At 53.5% G+C, this 13,990-nt stretch carries 12 protein-coding genes and 1 pseudogene; 3 read left to right on the forward strand and 10 right to left on the reverse strand.

The genetic code is table 11. The annotated features are described in order from the left end of the window. Positions 1-11: 11 nt before the first annotated feature. The gene (thiS, locus tag BDD14_RS02765) at positions 12-266 is read left to right on the forward strand and encodes a sulfur carrier protein ThiS (protein ID WP_130417469.1); all 255 of its coding nucleotides are present in this window, start codon (positions 12-14) and stop codon (positions 264-266) included. 9 nt (positions 267-275) lie between these two features. Here the strand turns inward: thiS and BDD14_RS02770 are convergent, their stop codons facing one another. After that, the gene (locus tag BDD14_RS02770) at positions 276-1,442 is read right to left on the reverse strand and encodes a glycosyltransferase family 4 protein (protein WP_130417470.1); all 1,167 of its coding nucleotides are present in this window, start codon (positions 1,440-1,442) and stop codon (positions 276-278) included. 273 nt (positions 1,443-1,715) lie between these two features. Here BDD14_RS02770 and BDD14_RS02775 point away from each other — a divergent pair, with 273 nt between their 5' ends. Then, positions 1,716-2,156, forward strand: coding sequence for an acyltransferase family protein (locus BDD14_RS02775; RefSeq protein ID WP_341273324.1), 441 nt, complete (start codon positions 1,716-1,718; stop codon positions 2,154-2,156). A 251-nt stretch (positions 2,157-2,407) separates the two neighbouring features. Here the strand turns inward: BDD14_RS02775 and BDD14_RS02780 are convergent, their stop codons facing one another. From BDD14_RS02780 to BDD14_RS02820, 9 genes and pseudogenes are all read right to left on the reverse strand, one after another. After that, on the reverse strand, positions 2,408-4,312 hold the full coding sequence (locus BDD14_RS02780; RefSeq protein WP_165419892.1) for a PAS domain-containing sensor histidine kinase: 1,905 nt from the start codon (positions 4,310-4,312) through the stop codon (positions 2,408-2,410). A gap of 372 nt (positions 4,313-4,684) precedes the next feature. After that, positions 4,685-4,864: a hypothetical protein gene (locus BDD14_RS02785; RefSeq protein ID WP_130417473.1), complete on the reverse strand. Its 180-nt coding sequence runs from the start codon at positions 4,862-4,864 to the stop codon at positions 4,685-4,687. Positions 4,865-5,420: 556 nt separating this feature from the next. After that, entirely contained in the window at positions 5,421-5,582 is a 162-nt protein-coding gene (locus BDD14_RS33670; protein WP_278045460.1) for a DUF3300 domain-containing protein, read from the reverse strand. Beyond that, positions 5,533-5,682, reverse strand: a pseudogene (locus BDD14_RS33675) (hypothetical protein); the annotation flags it as partial. The gene BDD14_RS33670 and the pseudogene BDD14_RS33675, both read right to left, overlap by 50 nt. A gap of 110 nt (positions 5,683-5,792) precedes the next feature. Next, positions 5,793-6,158, reverse strand: coding sequence for a hypothetical protein (locus BDD14_RS32340; protein ID WP_207231677.1), 366 nt, complete (start codon positions 6,156-6,158; stop codon positions 5,793-5,795). A gap of 511 nt (positions 6,159-6,669) precedes the next feature. Next, positions 6,670-9,960: a TonB-dependent receptor gene (locus tag BDD14_RS02800; RefSeq protein ID WP_130417474.1), complete on the reverse strand. Its 3,291-nt coding sequence runs from the start codon at positions 9,958-9,960 to the stop codon at positions 6,670-6,672. Positions 9,961-10,697: 737 nt separating this feature from the next. After that, positions 10,698-11,063 carry an STAS domain-containing protein gene (locus BDD14_RS02810; protein WP_242617690.1) on the reverse strand — a complete coding sequence of 122 codons (366 nt, stop codon included), beginning with the start codon at positions 11,061-11,063 and terminating at the stop codon, positions 10,698-10,700. 24 nt (positions 11,064-11,087) lie between these two features. Continuing rightward, positions 11,088-11,537: an ATP-binding protein gene (locus BDD14_RS02815; protein WP_130417475.1), complete on the reverse strand. Its 450-nt coding sequence runs from the start codon at positions 11,535-11,537 to the stop codon at positions 11,088-11,090. Further along, positions 11,537-12,712 carry a PP2C family protein-serine/threonine phosphatase gene (locus BDD14_RS02820; RefSeq protein ID WP_130417476.1) on the reverse strand — a complete coding sequence of 392 codons (1,176 nt, stop codon included), beginning with the start codon at positions 12,710-12,712 and terminating at the stop codon, positions 11,537-11,539. The genes BDD14_RS02815 and BDD14_RS02820 overlap by 1 nt, the downstream gene beginning before the upstream one ends. Before the next feature lie 583 nt (positions 12,713-13,295). Between BDD14_RS02820 and BDD14_RS02825 the strand changes: the two genes are divergently transcribed. Continuing rightward, complete coding sequence (locus BDD14_RS02825) at positions 13,296-13,883, forward strand: hypothetical protein (RefSeq protein WP_130417477.1); 588 nt, start codon at positions 13,296-13,298, stop codon at positions 13,881-13,883. Positions 13,884-13,990: the final 107 nt, after the last annotated feature.

Consider the following 13,990-nt stretch of genomic DNA (forward strand, 5'->3'; position numbering starts at 1 on the left):
CTTGAGGAGTTATGTCGCTCACGCTCATTTTGAATGGTCAGGTCCGTGCTTTTCCTGCGCTATCGGACTCTTCCAGCCTCGAAGACCTCGTTACGGAACTCGGGCTGAAAGGGGATCGGGTGGCGGTGGAACATAATGGGGAGATCGCATCCCGAACGGCATGGGCCGACACATCCCTGGCCGAAAACGACAGGTTGGAGATCGTTCATTTTGTCGGTGGCGGCCTAGATCAGGCTTTAAATCCGTCAGTTTTCAAGAATAACTAAGACATTACTTTAATGATGCGATTGGACTTTCGTTACTTCGGTGAGCAGAGCTTCCCACCTGTCGCCGTAGTCGTTCCATCCCCCCAAAGACTTCACCCTCCTCAATGCTGCTTCGCTCAGTCGATGGCGAAGCTCGGGGTCCTCGGCTATCTGCTGCATACGCAGGGTCAGTGCCTGGGAATCGCGGATGGGAACGATATAACCCTCCACCTCGTCGGTAAACAGATCTTCGGAGCCGGTGTTCGTCGAAGCGATGACGGGGCAGCCACAAGCCATCGCCTGACCTTGAACCAGGGCTAAACCTTCCTCAACGCTGGGAAGCACCATGACGTGGCTGGTGCTCATCAGTTCAATCATGCGGTCTTGGGATACTGAGCCGAGAAACTCCACATTCTCCTGCGGCAACCGTGAGAGCACAGCCTCGAGATCAGGCCGAATCGCGCCCGCGACGCGGAGTCGCTTTGCCGGGTGCCGAAGCGCGGCAAACGCTTCGAGGAGGTAGGGAACACCTTTACGGAGGCTGACACCACCGGCGAAGAGGACCTCGAATCGACCGTCAGGAGGCTCTCCGACGGGGTGAAATCGCTCCAGACGCACGCCATAAGGGACCTTTCGAAGCTTTTCGGCGGGCACTCCCATCTCGAGGAAGGAACGGGCCGCGAAGCCTGATGGAACCGTGATCAGATCCGCAGTCTCGTAAATCATCTCTTCTCGCCGCGTGTCTCGTTCATCGGTAACAGGCAGATCGACACCCCAACGGCGATACTCTTCGCTGACGATCCTTTCCTGATAGCGCTGATGGGACGACCCACGATCGCAGATAAAAACTCCACCTGTCCTCTGTACCTGGCGCCCGGTCTTGAGACCGGCGCCCGAGATGGCGATGAAGGCATCACAGGGTGGAATTCGCCGCAGCATCCATTCGTCGAAGGCGAGAGCGTTGGCGTACCCAAGGTGATCGAGGACCCATTGACCACCGATGCGGTACCTCTGCAGAAGAAACTCCGGAGTATGCAGCCATGGGAAGGTTTTGACTCGGGACGGCGGCAGTCCTTCTCGCTGCAGCCTGCGCCACGGGAAGGTGGAATAGATTACCTCGAGGTGTCCGCGACGCTCCAACTCGCGGGCCAGCTCGAAGTGATGAAAGACGCCGAAGACAGCTTGAACAATTCTCATGAGGAAGTGGGGAGAGCCTTGCCTCGATAGTAACAAAGTGTGAGATTACCGACTGGATGCCATTTTCGCTGTAAGTTACAGGGAGCAAAGAGTTTTTGCTTCACAGGGATGTTGGTCTCTGGTAAAAGTTAGAGCGCTAAACTGTTCGCCTTTTATTTCTGCCGAGGTTACGTGAAACGCATCCCATCACTGGACGGCCTCCGCGCCGTTTCCATCCTCTTTGTGATTGCCGGACACGCCTGATGGAATTACCCGATATCGGTATTTCATCATCTGGCCTATTTCGGGGTGAAGATCTTCTTCGTCATCTCCGGATATTTGATTACAGGCATTCTCGTCAAAGAGATTTCGGCATCGGGTACCGTTGACCTTCGCCGATTTTACTGGCGCCGAATCTGGCTGCTTATGCCGGCATTTTACGTATACCTTTTCGTGCTCTTTGCGATGACCCTGCTCGGCCTACTTCCTCTTCGGGGAAGAGATTTTGCGTCCTCAGCCCTTTACATCATGAACTATTACCCGGGCGGGGGACCGTGGTCAGTCGGGCATTTCTGGTCGCTCGCAGTGGAGGAACAGTTCTACTTTGTCTGGCCGGTAAGCATCTTCTTTTTCGGGATCGCACAATCGAGAAAGGCTCTGTACTGGATCATTCTTGCGGCACCGCTACCTCGAATTAAGAACCGTCTACGGGACGATGTTTCCGACAGCTTGTGACGCCATCGCAGGGTAAACCTAGTCGACGCTTCTCCTACAGCAGGATTCGTGGCGACTCGACTTTTGCAGCAGTTCTCGACTCGGTCCAATCGCTAGTTGAGTAGGATTCACCTCCTTCTCGGTATTTGAAGACTGCCCGAGAAGGCGAACACTCGCCTTCAGTTTGAGGTAAATGCTACTTCACAGGTGGACCTCTGAGTCGGCTGAATGCCACATGTTCAGCAGGAAAAACCGATTCATTCGATCAACGGTTAAGGCGTAGCCGTTTTAAAAGGAACGACCGCCCGAACACTCGTTCCGACGCCAACCGTAGAGTCGATTGTAAATACACCACCCAACAGGTATATCCTCTCCCGCATACTGATCAGGCCCAGCCCTGCCGCCCTCTTCGATTCTTCGACGTTGAACCCAGAGCCATCATCCCGAACGCTGAGACTGAGTCCCTCAACTGTACCGGTCATCTCCACCTGTACCGTTCTTGCGCCACTGTGTTTTGCCACATTACGGAGGGACTCCTGGACGATTCGAAGAAACGTAAGAGCTATATCGTTCGCTAACGACCTGGGAATGTTCGAGCATGCGCACGTCACCTTGATTGGGAACTCTTCAGAGAACTCCCGGCACAGTTTTGTGATTGCGACCGTCAGGCCCAGGTATTCCAATTCGGAAGAATGAAGTTGATGCGACAGACGTCCGACGTGAATGCCTATCTCTGTCAGCTTGTCGCTGAATATCTTAATCGCAGATTTGTTTGACCCCGATTCTGACCCAGGCGAAGTCGAAGCTCTTTGCATCTGGATGCCCAGTAACGCTATCTCCTGACCTATACCGTCATGGAGTTCGCGAGCGATGCGGCCACGCTCCTCTTCTTGTGCAACCATCAGACGCCGACACAGTTCACGTTTGGCTATCTCCTCTTCCTTTCGGTCATGAATATCGAGACAACATCCAATGTATCCAGCAAATGTACCGTCGGGCAGGAATCGGGGGGAGCCAGTATCACTTATCCAGTGATACTCGCCATCATGTCGCCGCAACCGGTACTCCACAGAGAAGGGCGCCCGATTATCGAAGGCTTCGATGTAAAGCTTCATGCACCTCTGGAGATCGTCCGGGTGCACACCAGTTGCCCATCCGTTACCTAACTCTTCCTCGATCGATCTCCCAGTGAAAGCTAACCACCCGCGATTGAAGTCAGTGCAGAGCTTGTCGACATCCGCCATCCACATCATGATTGGAGCACCATCGGCCATAGACCGAAAGCGTTCCTCACTTTCTCGGAGCATCTGTTCGTAAAATCGTATTTCAGTTACGTCGGGTAGCGTTCCCACGACAGAAAGAGATTTGTTATGAGAGTCATACCTGGGTCGTCCTGACTCTACTACGATCCGCTCCTCTCCATTGGGCCGTACGATCCAAGGCTCTTCGCTGGAGGGTTGGTTCGCTTCCGAGATTGTTCTCATTTTTGCAATGTATTGCAGATCGTCACCGGAGTCTGTCAGACGGCCTATTGGAACAGGCTTTTCTATAGACAAACCCAGAATGCAGCACATTTCATCGGACCATCGTGCCTTTTCTTGAGTAAGGGCACATATCCAACTACCGCATTGAGCGATGGTTGGAACTTCACGAAGCCGAGCTTCGCTCTCATTCAAGTATCGCCTGGTCGCTCTCTTCTTCGCTCGTTGCGTCAAGAGGATGATCGGCAATATTTGCACGAGCAGCGGAATTCCGCCAAAGATGCCAAAGATATAGAGATCGTACGCCTCAGTAGGTGTAGGCTGGCGGTTCAGCACTATGCTCCTGGCGGGTAGATTACGAGACTTGATATACCAACGTTCCAGCACTCGCCGATCAAACAAATAATAGATCTTTTGCTGGAAGCGAGGGTTTGGAAACAGTGTGGTCTTCAGGTATTCGACATATGGTTCGATCCGGTGCATCGTCTGCCTTTCAATCACATCGCGGGTCTCATGATCAACGAGGGGGACGGCAGCTGACGATGGTCCTAACTCATTGAGGAACAAGACACGCCGATTATCCGGCGAGTCTGCGATCGCTGCCGACTGCCAAAGTAGGCAGGAAGCGAATAAAAGCGCAGCGCGGCGGAGCCGGGAAGGGCTTACATATCGCGAAAACAACTTGTTGATATCCATACACGTTAGCGGTCTCCGTTGGCCTGGTACGTCGCCCATGAATCTTTAGGGAACTCCACGGTGTGCCGGGTGCGTCTGGGGGATATTCCGGTTCATCAACCTCGGAGGCTGATTCCACAAAACACTACGGTGGGCGCTGATTGTTTCACAACAAGACAATGTAATCAAATTTGAGAGACCCTGATTGCGTCAAGAAACCAGGACGCATTGGATCTCACAATTAACTTTTGCTAGGTTAGTTACGGTGTCAACCTATCAAATGTTTCCTTGATCGCAGTGTCCAGGTAAGTTTGGATCGTTACAGCAAAGATCAATATTCCGAATTCTGAATCAAGATGATAAAATCTTTGCTGATAATGTTTGGGATTTCTACTAGAGCGCGGTTTGATCTCCTGACTTCGCAACAGCCAGCAGCGTGCTACCAGCGTCGTCGGGTGAAGCAAACATGTTGATCGAAGGTTTCTCTGATTTGCGACATGCAACAAGTGGAATGATCAGCGCCAGAAGCATAAACCGGATCGTCAGCGAAACTCGGTAGGTCTTGAGCAACATCCCATCCTCCAAAACTTCGACTACGCGGCCCTTTTAACCCTGGTCACTAGAGGTGATTTGTTCTCTACCTGCGACCGCCCCAGCCGCCTCCACAACCGCGGCTTGCCGAACCACGAGCACTAGCCTCGCGGGGTTTGCTCCCGGTGTTCTTGTATACATTCCCGTTTGCCGCAGCATACTTGTTGCCATTTGCGGTTTGTCTCGCAGCACCACTATTGCCGTACGCTCCAGTCGCGGCAACGCCTCTGCCGCCCGCCGAAGTCTGTACTGATCCCACCGAGCCTTGCGCTGTAGTTTGGTGCTGGGTGTACGCGGTATTCCCATTCTTTGATACAACCGAGCTCCCGTAGCTCCCATAGGCGTTGGAGGCCTGATGCGTGGCAGCATAACCCGTAGCTGTAACCCCAGCTGTTATTGCTCATCGCGACGCCTACTGCATACCAACACCAAATGCAAGCACTGCGGTCGTCACCACGTATCCCGGCGTTACAACCGGAGCGCTGTAGACAACCGTTGGGTTGTATTGCGGAACATAGACCACCTGTGGGTTGGTAGACTAAATCACAATTACTTGCGGCGATTGCTGCACAACCGTGATCTGCGAACCCGATTTCAGATTGCCGGCAGCCTGGGCTTTGCTACGAAGCGCCTGAAGCGCGGACATAATGTCAGTCGGCTGGGTATGGTAGGCCTCTCCTAATGCAGAGGTCCAGCTCAAATTCTTCGCCAGATTGTCGAGGACTGAAGAACTGAGTGAGCGCCTTCACGCTCGGATCCCGTTGCGCATCAATGGCCTTCGCCAATGCGGTGCCGGTGAGACCCTTGTTCTGTTGAAGCCAATCGGATGCGGCAACTACTTGGTCCGGAAAAGTCGCGGCTCAAAAAATCTGGGCAACTAGTGCGTCTGGATATAGCGCTATTAGCGCCACTAGTTGTTGCAAGCTGTCCGTTGAAAGAGGCGCACCCTGCCCCGAATATCCGGTTGATCGATCCCGTGGGTGCAGGTTGTTGGCCAACGATTTCTGATGGCACAGCCGTGAACACCAGCAGAAAAGATAACACCGCCGACATTAGCCTGTTTCGTGAAACTTCTAATCATCGTCTTCTCTCCATCCGATGCTGCCTCAGTGCTCAAACGGGAAGATGCGCTTCCAATCGTTTTTATGCTGACCACAGCCCAGGCATTTTTGAAGTGATTCGGAGACGTGCCGACGTGAGTGTCCGGAAGTCCTGTTGCAGGATCATAGGCGTATTCGCGCTTCGCTTCGTCGTGTAGAACGAGCATCATTTCCACACTCATCCCGGCGAGTAGTGGCGATGGACTTGTGGCTCCAATATCTTGGATGAGGCCCAGCCGGGCCGCCTGCCGGAACGAATGGCCCTTAGGCTGCCAGAGTGCAACCGGCCGGGGATTTCTGCGTGCCACGGCGTAAGGACAACAAAGCGATCTGCGTAGCTGATGTAAACACGCAGGAACAGCCCCAAAATCAACTGGCATCCTTCGTGGCGGACTCGAGAGTCAGCTCTGGACTTCTGCTTGTGTAGTGCATCGGGGTCTGTGCCTGCGATCTATCTCCCGATGCAAGTTCATTACTGGAATTCTGAGATTTGTAGCGCGACGATCAAAGTGACTATTTTGTGGTGGGAAGAAAACAGGCAACGGCAACCGCAGGTCCGAGTATGGCAACAGCGAGAGTGAACTCAGTTTCAGTGAGAACAACAAGGCAAAACGCCTCTTCCTGAATAGAAGAGGCGTTTCGGTTGAACTACTGCTTAGGTTATGAGGCGAGTTGAGGTAGCCCTACTTAGAAGGATAGTTTCAAAGCGAGCTCGATCTGACGTTCAGTGGAGAGCGTGCCTGTGATCTGACCGAAGGTGGCGGACGAGATGTCGTTCTGTGGCGCCGCCAGGCTTACCGTGTTGAGGACGTTATAGAAGTTGGCGCGGAACTCGAGCTTCGTCTCTCGATAGAAGCTGAAGGCCTTGCTCAGGTTTGCGTCAACGTTCTTAAACCCAGGAGAGCGTTCCGAACCGACGGAGGCGGTGCCGAAACCCGTTGTACTTTCCTGCCCGTAGGCGCAGACACCATTGTCTATATCGATGCCGCACGCGGTCGCGGAGGGGTCGGTGCCGTACCATTGATCTATGGAACGATTCCGCACAACCAGCTTACGATAGTGATTGCCGCGGTTCGCACGCTGGTTGACTCTGTAGTTTCCTGGTGAGCTTACTGTGAAAGGGAAGCCTGAATGAAGGTTGGCGATTGTGCCGACCTTCCATCCGCCTACGATGGTATCGAGGAAGCGGTTCATGTTTGCACCCACCATGCGACCTCGGCCAAAGGGAAGGTCATAGTATCCGGCGAAGGTGAAGATATTGGTCGCGTCAAAGAAGGCCGGTCCATAGTCTCCGGAACCGTTGTAGGCGTCCTGCCAGTAGGCACTCTGCGAGGAGCCAGTTCCTCCATAGTAGCCGAGGTTATTGGTGAGGCCCTTGCTCCAGGTGTAGTTTGTGAGGAACTCGAAGCCGTGATTGAAGCGACGACGACCCGTTATCTGGAGTGCATTGTAGTTCATCATCGACCTGGATTCGGTGTAGCTGATCTGTGAGATCTGTGAGATCTGCGGGTTCGGCGAGGTCACCGAGAACGGCGGGAGTTGCGAAAGGGTAGTGATGGGTAAGGGGCAGGTTGGGCAGCGCCTCTGGTTGCCCTCGCGCGGATCCACGAGGTGGTTTCCGCTCTGGCCGAGGTAGGCGATGACGAGTGAGGTGTTGTTGTCGAGCTGCGTCTCAGTGGTGAGGTTGAACTGCTGTATAAGCGCGGGTCTCAGGTTCGGATCCCAGGCGCGAACATTTCCGGACCAGATAGTGCTTGCGGTGGGAAGGGGGTAGCCGTTCTGTGTCTGGAAGTAGGGGTTATTTCCGCTCTGCTGACCTGAGGAGTTGCTGAAGAAGGGAGGGTTAAGGGTGAGGCGAAGGTTGGCTCCGGTGCCTTCGAGGAAGTTGGTCATGCCATATCCGCCGCGTATGACGAACCTTCCATTGAACTTTTCAGGCGAGTAGGCGAAGCCGACGCGTGGCATCCAGCCATTCCAGAAGCTGTTATAGAGAGCGAGATTGGCGCCGTTCTGGCCGGCGATCGTGATTACCCCGGTGTTGATGTTGAGGTTTGACTGTTTGTTGTGGGATTCGTAGAGGCCCTGGTCCCATTCCCAGCGCATGCCGAGGTTAAGGGTGAGGTTGGGCGTTACCTTCCAATCGTCCTGGAAGAAGAGGGCGTCGCGCCACTGCCGCTGTCCCCATTTCGAGACGTAGGAGCCCTGCCCGAAGGCAGAGGACTGGTTCTGGAGGAAATCAGCCCATGCGTCGCTTGTGCCTGTTTGACCAGCGGTAAAGGTGCCGTTGTAGTCGAAGTGGCCGAGCACACCGTCGTTGCCGGAGTAGTTGCGGTTGGATTGATAGCGAATGGCGGTTATACCGAACTTGAGGGTGTGGCGGCCCCGCTGCCAGTTGACGTTGTCGCCGTAGGTGAAGGCGTTGGTGAGACTGTCATTCTGGACGCCATTCCCGCCGAAGGCGGTGGGGCCGCCGGAGGGACTGCCGAGGGAATAGCCGCTGATATTGAACGCGGAGAGACCGGGAGCGATCTGTGTCCCGGGGATACCAGCTGCATTGTTACCGGTGAGCCCAAGCAACCCGGCGGGATCGGAGACAAGATTGGTGAAGCGGCCACGGCTGAATCCGGCACGCGCCTCGTTGACCACACGAGTGGAGATGACATGTGTCCAGTTGATAGAAAACCCGGTATAGGGACTGATGTTTGCCTGACCAAGTGCTGTTGGAATCGAGACCCTGCTTGGGCCATCGTTTTCGCGTCCGATAGTGAATCGGCCGGAGAGATTGTCTCTATCGGTGAGCTTGCCGTCGACCTTGATATCGCCCTGATTGTTGTTCGTTGCACTCGCGATGGTTCCGACGTGGTTGTTGGTGAGGCTGGTTGTAGCGACATTGGGGAGCGGATAGATCTCCGGGTGAGCGAAGAGATATAGGGCAACCGGGTTGGTAACCGGAACGGTTTGCCCAAGGTTTGGAGCGAAGCCGTTACGCATGGCTGCTGATGCCACACTGTCAAACTGAGTGCTGCTGGTATGCTGGCGCGCTCCCTGATAGTCCACGAAGAAGAAGAGACGATCATGGATGACGGGTCCACCAAAGGTGCCGCCGAAGATGTTGCGGTTGAGCGAGGGTACAGGTCCGATAGCCGACTTGTCAGGAGTGTGCTTGTTCGTCCAGCTGTTGGCGTTCAGGTTGGTGTTTTCGAGGAACCAGAAGGCGTTGCCGTGGAAGTTGTTGGTTCCGCTCTTGGTGACCATGACGACCTGGCCGCCGTTGGCGTTGCCGTACTCGGCTGTGGCATTGCCGCTGATGATGCGGAGTTCGCCGATGGCGTCTACGTTGGGACTGTAGTTGATGTAGTTGTCGATCGCGTCATTGATGTCGACACCATCGAAAGTGTAGTTGTTGGTCTGCTCACGGTTGCCGTTGATGAAGAAGCCGCTGTTGTAGGTGGGACGTCCGACATTATTCGCGTTCGCAGGCGTGGTCGCGACAGCGCCGGCAGCGAGGGTCGTGAGCGAGGAAAAGTTACGCGCCTGCAACGGGAGTTCGGTCGCCACCGCTGCAGTGATGGAGGTGCCGGTACTCGGATTCTCCGTGTTGAGGATGGGAGCGGCGGTGGTGACGACAACGTCTTCAGTCACCGAGCCGACCTTGAGCTTGGCATCCACTTTGGCTTCCTGGCCAACTTCGAGGCCGAACGGACCGACCGACGCGGGGCCGAAGCCCTGGGCTTCTATAGAGAGCTTGTAGTGGCCGATCTGGAGAAAACGAAGGACGTAGACACCATCGGAATTCGTTGTCGTGGAAGTCTCAACACCTGTGTCGACGTTGGTTGCGGTGACTTTGGCTGCGGCTATTGCGGCTCCACTAGCGTCGGTGACGGTACCGGTGACGGAGCCGGTTATTGTCTGTCCCATGGCGATAGAGCAGCTCACGAGAAGAGCGAAGAGACTGCAGAGCAAAATACGTAATCTCATCGGTGGACCTCCCCTTTAGTTTGTCGTGCGGGGCCCGGTGCTTTCGGCTGCATCTTCGCGATCCTACTGATGAGAATTCTGATGAGGATTGCCCTTGTGCGCCTTTTATTTGATCTCCTAGGAATGCAAAAGTTCGGCTATTGTATAGACAACATATTCATTTTGCAAGCATCAAAATAATGCATCAATTTTTCCAATGGGTTGGAGCAGGCCTACCAGCTAAAGCCGCATGACGGCACGTCATGCGCTGCATAGGGTTTGAAGACCAGCGGCTATGCGTTCAGCCAGAAACGGCGCGGGACGTTTGTGACTTGGCCGAAGCTGGAAGAGAACATCATGCACGTGATGGGTTTCACGGGGGATATGAAACATCGCGAAAAGTCCCGAGTTCGCGAGTCCTGGAGCAGTTGGTAATAAAAGCGACGAAAGATCTGGCGCGCGAGCTTATCCTGTCTTCTCACCGTGGTCGCGACGATCCTGATCGGAAAAAAAGATGTGGACCGGTCTTGTTGTTTCGTGCGTCAACAGTCTCATCGTCTGTGTGATCGGGATGCATACGGCGCAGTATGGGTTATTTCCGCGTCGCCCACAGTATTTCGGAGAATACTCCACCTCGGAATCTGTTATCCAGATGAGATGACTACCTTCTTTCAGGTTTCCACTCGTCAACTCATGCTCTTACACTTCCAGACGCCAAATCGTGCAGACGGGCCATATCTTTAGGGATAACTTGCCATCTACGAATCAAATGCTGCGCAGGCAGTTAGCTCGTCAGGATGAAGCGTCGTGTACTTCGTAATTCCGACCATCGTGAAGACCTTCTGAAAATGCGGCTTCAAGCCGAACGTCTGAATAGCCTGGCTACTCTTGCTGGCGGCAATCATCATCTGAATGATCAGCGCTATACCGCTGGAGTTGAGATATTCCACACCAGAAAAATCAAGCAAAATACGCTTAGCCGTATCAGGTAGTCCCTGATATGTGCCTAAAACGGCGGCTTTTGACGCGCTGGTGATATCACCTGCAAACCGAAGCACAGTGATAGGCAGTCCGGATTCGCGCTGAAATTCTTCCATCTTTACCTGGGTTACTTTCTCTTGCATCTTTCTCCCCTCCCTGACATCGATCTAATGTTTGGACGGATGAAGGCGTATTACCATCCGTGCATAGCTGCCTTGCGGAGGTGAACTCACCCATTCCACTTCATCGACCAATGACTCAATCAGAAACATTCCCATGCCGCGTGCTGCCTCCAGTTCATGCATTTTCTTATCGATATCGGGAACGGCGGCATGGCCTAGTGGTACCTGTAGTCCTGAGCCAGTATCGAGAACCTTTACTTCGAGCGAATCCGGGCTCATCGAAAGTATTACTCCAACCAACTGTGTTTCGTCGAACTTGTTGCCATGCTCCATGGCATTGATGCATGCTTCTGCGATGGCGGTCTTCAAGTCTTCTATGCGTTCTTCCCCGAAACCCATTAAGTGAGCGACGCTGGCCGCGGTATTCATGGCAATTTTTTCAAAGCCGAGACGGGATGGGAGTCGGAGTTCGATGCTGCTTCTGTATTCATCCATCAGCGACGATCTCCATTATGGGTTCGGAACAAAACCAGCGCGGTCATATCGTCGGATTGGTCATGTCCGTCTGAGAATTCCTCCAATGTACGCCAGAGGGATCTCAGCGTTTGCTCTGCGTCTGTCTCACTGCAGGCGAGAAATGTTTCCAGCAGACGGGATTCTCCAAACTCTTCTTCGCCACAGAAGATCTCAGTGATGCCGTCAGTGTAGACCAGAAGCCTCGTTCCAGGATTCAACGAAAGCGTCTCGGTGACATAATTTGAAAAAGGAAGCATGCCGATAGGAGTACCCGAGGCTGCAATCTTGTAAACAGACCCGTCTCGAACAAGAAATGCTGGATTGTGCCCGGCATTCAGCATTTCCAGGGTGTGAGTCGAAGGACTGAGACGAAGGAGAATCGCTGTCACATAACGCCTTCGAGCCTCTAGTCCCTCGCCGTAGTGAAGCAGATTCATGCGCGTAGCTATCTCGTGAAGACTCAGCTCCGCGTGAACCATGGCGCGGAATGCGGAGCGGAACGAAGCCCCAACTAAAGCTGATGCAAGGCCTTTCCCTGCAACATCTGCGACAACAAGCACGACGTCACCGCTGGGCATGGGGACGATGTCGAAATAGTCTCCTCCGACCTCGTAACAGGTAACTGAATGAGCAGCGAGGTGGTAACCCAGAATTTCAGGCATATCCTGAGGAGTTAAACCAAGCTGAACCTGACGTGCCGCGGCGAGGTCGCTCTCGACACGCTGCCACTGAAGAGCCCGTTGGTGAAATCGCGCATTTTCGATCGCCACAGCTGCCTGCAATGCGAGTGATTCAAGAAAGTCCGTCTCGTCGAGATCGAGAATGCGACCGCCCGGCACGAGAACAACCAACTCAGTAAAAAGCATGCCGCTCTTGTTTCGCAGTGGAAAGCGGAGCAGCGATTGAGCATCCTTTGTTGAGGTAATGCGGCCCGCCCGGATCGATTCCTGTAGTGTGGACGACACATCACCATAGTTCTGAGGAAATTCTGTAAAGAAAGCGCCGGTAAGCTCCAACTCGCGAACAACGATCTGCAAAGCAATATCAAGAACCTCATCCAAATCGATGGTCGAGTGAAGTTGCCGGCTAGCCTCCAAAAGAGCCTGCAAGCGAATGACTTGTTGCTGTGCCAGGATTGCTTCACTGATTTCCATCGCGTCCCCTTAAGGAGGTGAAGACGGTGTGTGCAAGAGTATATGCCACATCTGCTCGACTTTGGTCCGCAAGTGGCTTGCTGGCAAATCTTCAAGGTCTGATGGTTCCGAACGAAACATAGTTTGAATGAGGGGTTATCAAAGGTTTTTACAGTCCGGCATGGTCTGATAGGGAAAATCTCATACGCTTCCTGAACGGGTGCAAACAGGGCATCATTGCGTTTCTTACTCTCTCGGACAAAGATAGGGGGTGTGAAATGGGGGGCGATATCTCTAATGGGTTCTTCCTGATAGTTAGTGATCGTAACGCTGTGCTGAAAGGATAAAGGGTGCGATGATGAACACACATCGCAGAAAGCCCGAACCTTTCCAACCTCGCCCCAGATAGACTTATTTTCCCTCGCGCAATGCAGTTTTCTGCATAATTTCAAACCGAAGTCAAATAATGAGCTGACAAAACCTCAGAGAGTTCGGTTAGCAACGTGCATATATCTCTCTCAGACCATCCAGGCCAGCTCAGCTATATGAAATATGCGCAGCGCATTCAGCGCCGCCGAAGTCATCCGCCTAACGGAGAATATCGATGCGAATGTTTCGCTTCTTTTTTGCACTCGCCCTGATCTGTGGACTCTCTAGCGCCGCTAAAGCCGACCAAGCGGACTTTCGCCTGGTTATTCTGGATCCCGATTACATTACACATCCAATCTTTTCTACGCCTTACGAATTCTCGTTCGCACCGTGCGTCGATGGCCAGTTGCCGACGAATGTTGTCAGCTCGTATCAGGGCTGTTTCTCGGGGGTGAATCGGACCGGGAACGATTGGGTAGGTGTCGAGATGGTCGTAAGCAACACAGACGATCTCGGAAGCCAGCCTGCATCGTGCGCACTCGATGGTAGTGAAGATATATATTCCGCGACAAATTGCGGCCTCTCGCTCGATGAATCGCGCTATATCCTCAACTTTTCGATAGGAAATATCCCCAATAACGGGACCTTTGTAATCGCAGAAGACGGGGTTGACCCCTCCTTGTTTCCGACCGTGTCTCTTGTTGCGATTACTTCACCTGTCCCGGAGCCGTCTTCGCTTCTATTTCTATCGACTGGTTTCTTCTGTGCTGTGCTTTTCTTGCTCTGGCGAAACAGCTTCCTCACGCGTCTCTCTAACCTTTAGAATTATTACCGTCTGGTCCCCAACATTGCCCATGCTCAGCGGAGAGGACTTGCGCAGCACAGCGTAAGTTTCTCTCCCTTTGCTCGATTGCTCGGTTTCGAGTAGAA

Origin of the sequence: Edaphobacter modestus (assembly GCF_004217555.1) — a bacterium.
GTDB lineage: Bacteria > Acidobacteriota > Terriglobia > Terriglobales > Acidobacteriaceae > Edaphobacter > Edaphobacter modestus.

Bases quoted from the DNA above. Each gene is read 5' to 3' on its own strand.
- thiS (WP_130417469.1), top strand. From the start codon at position 12: ATGTCGCTCACGCTCATTTTGAATGGTCAGGTCCGTGCTTTTCCTGCG.
- BDD14_RS02770 (WP_130417470.1), bottom strand. From the start codon at position 1,442: ATGAGAATTGTTCAAGCTGTCTTCGGCGTCTTTCATCACTTCGAGCTG.
- BDD14_RS02780 (WP_165419892.1), bottom strand. From the start codon at position 4,312: ATGGATATCAACAAGTTGTTTTCGCGATATGTAAGCCCTTCCCGGCTC.
- BDD14_RS02785 (WP_130417473.1), bottom strand. From the start codon at position 4,864: ATGTTGCTCAAGACCTACCGAGTTTCGCTGACGATCCGGTTTATGCTT.
- BDD14_RS02800 (WP_130417474.1), bottom strand. From the start codon at position 9,960: ATGAGATTACGTATTTTGCTCTGCAGTCTCTTCGCTCTTCTCGTGAGC.
- BDD14_RS02810 (WP_242617690.1), bottom strand. From the start codon at position 11,063: ATGCAAGAGAAAGTAACCCAGGTAAAGATGGAAGAATTTCAGCGCGAA.
- BDD14_RS02815 (WP_130417475.1), bottom strand. From the start codon at position 11,537: ATGGATGAATACAGAAGCAGCATCGAACTCCGACTCCCATCCCGTCTC.
- BDD14_RS02820 (WP_130417476.1), bottom strand. From the start codon at position 12,712: ATGGAAATCAGTGAAGCAATCCTGGCACAGCAACAAGTCATTCGCTTG.
- BDD14_RS02825 (WP_130417477.1), top strand. From the start codon at position 13,296: ATGCGAATGTTTCGCTTCTTTTTTGCACTCGCCCTGATCTGTGGACTC.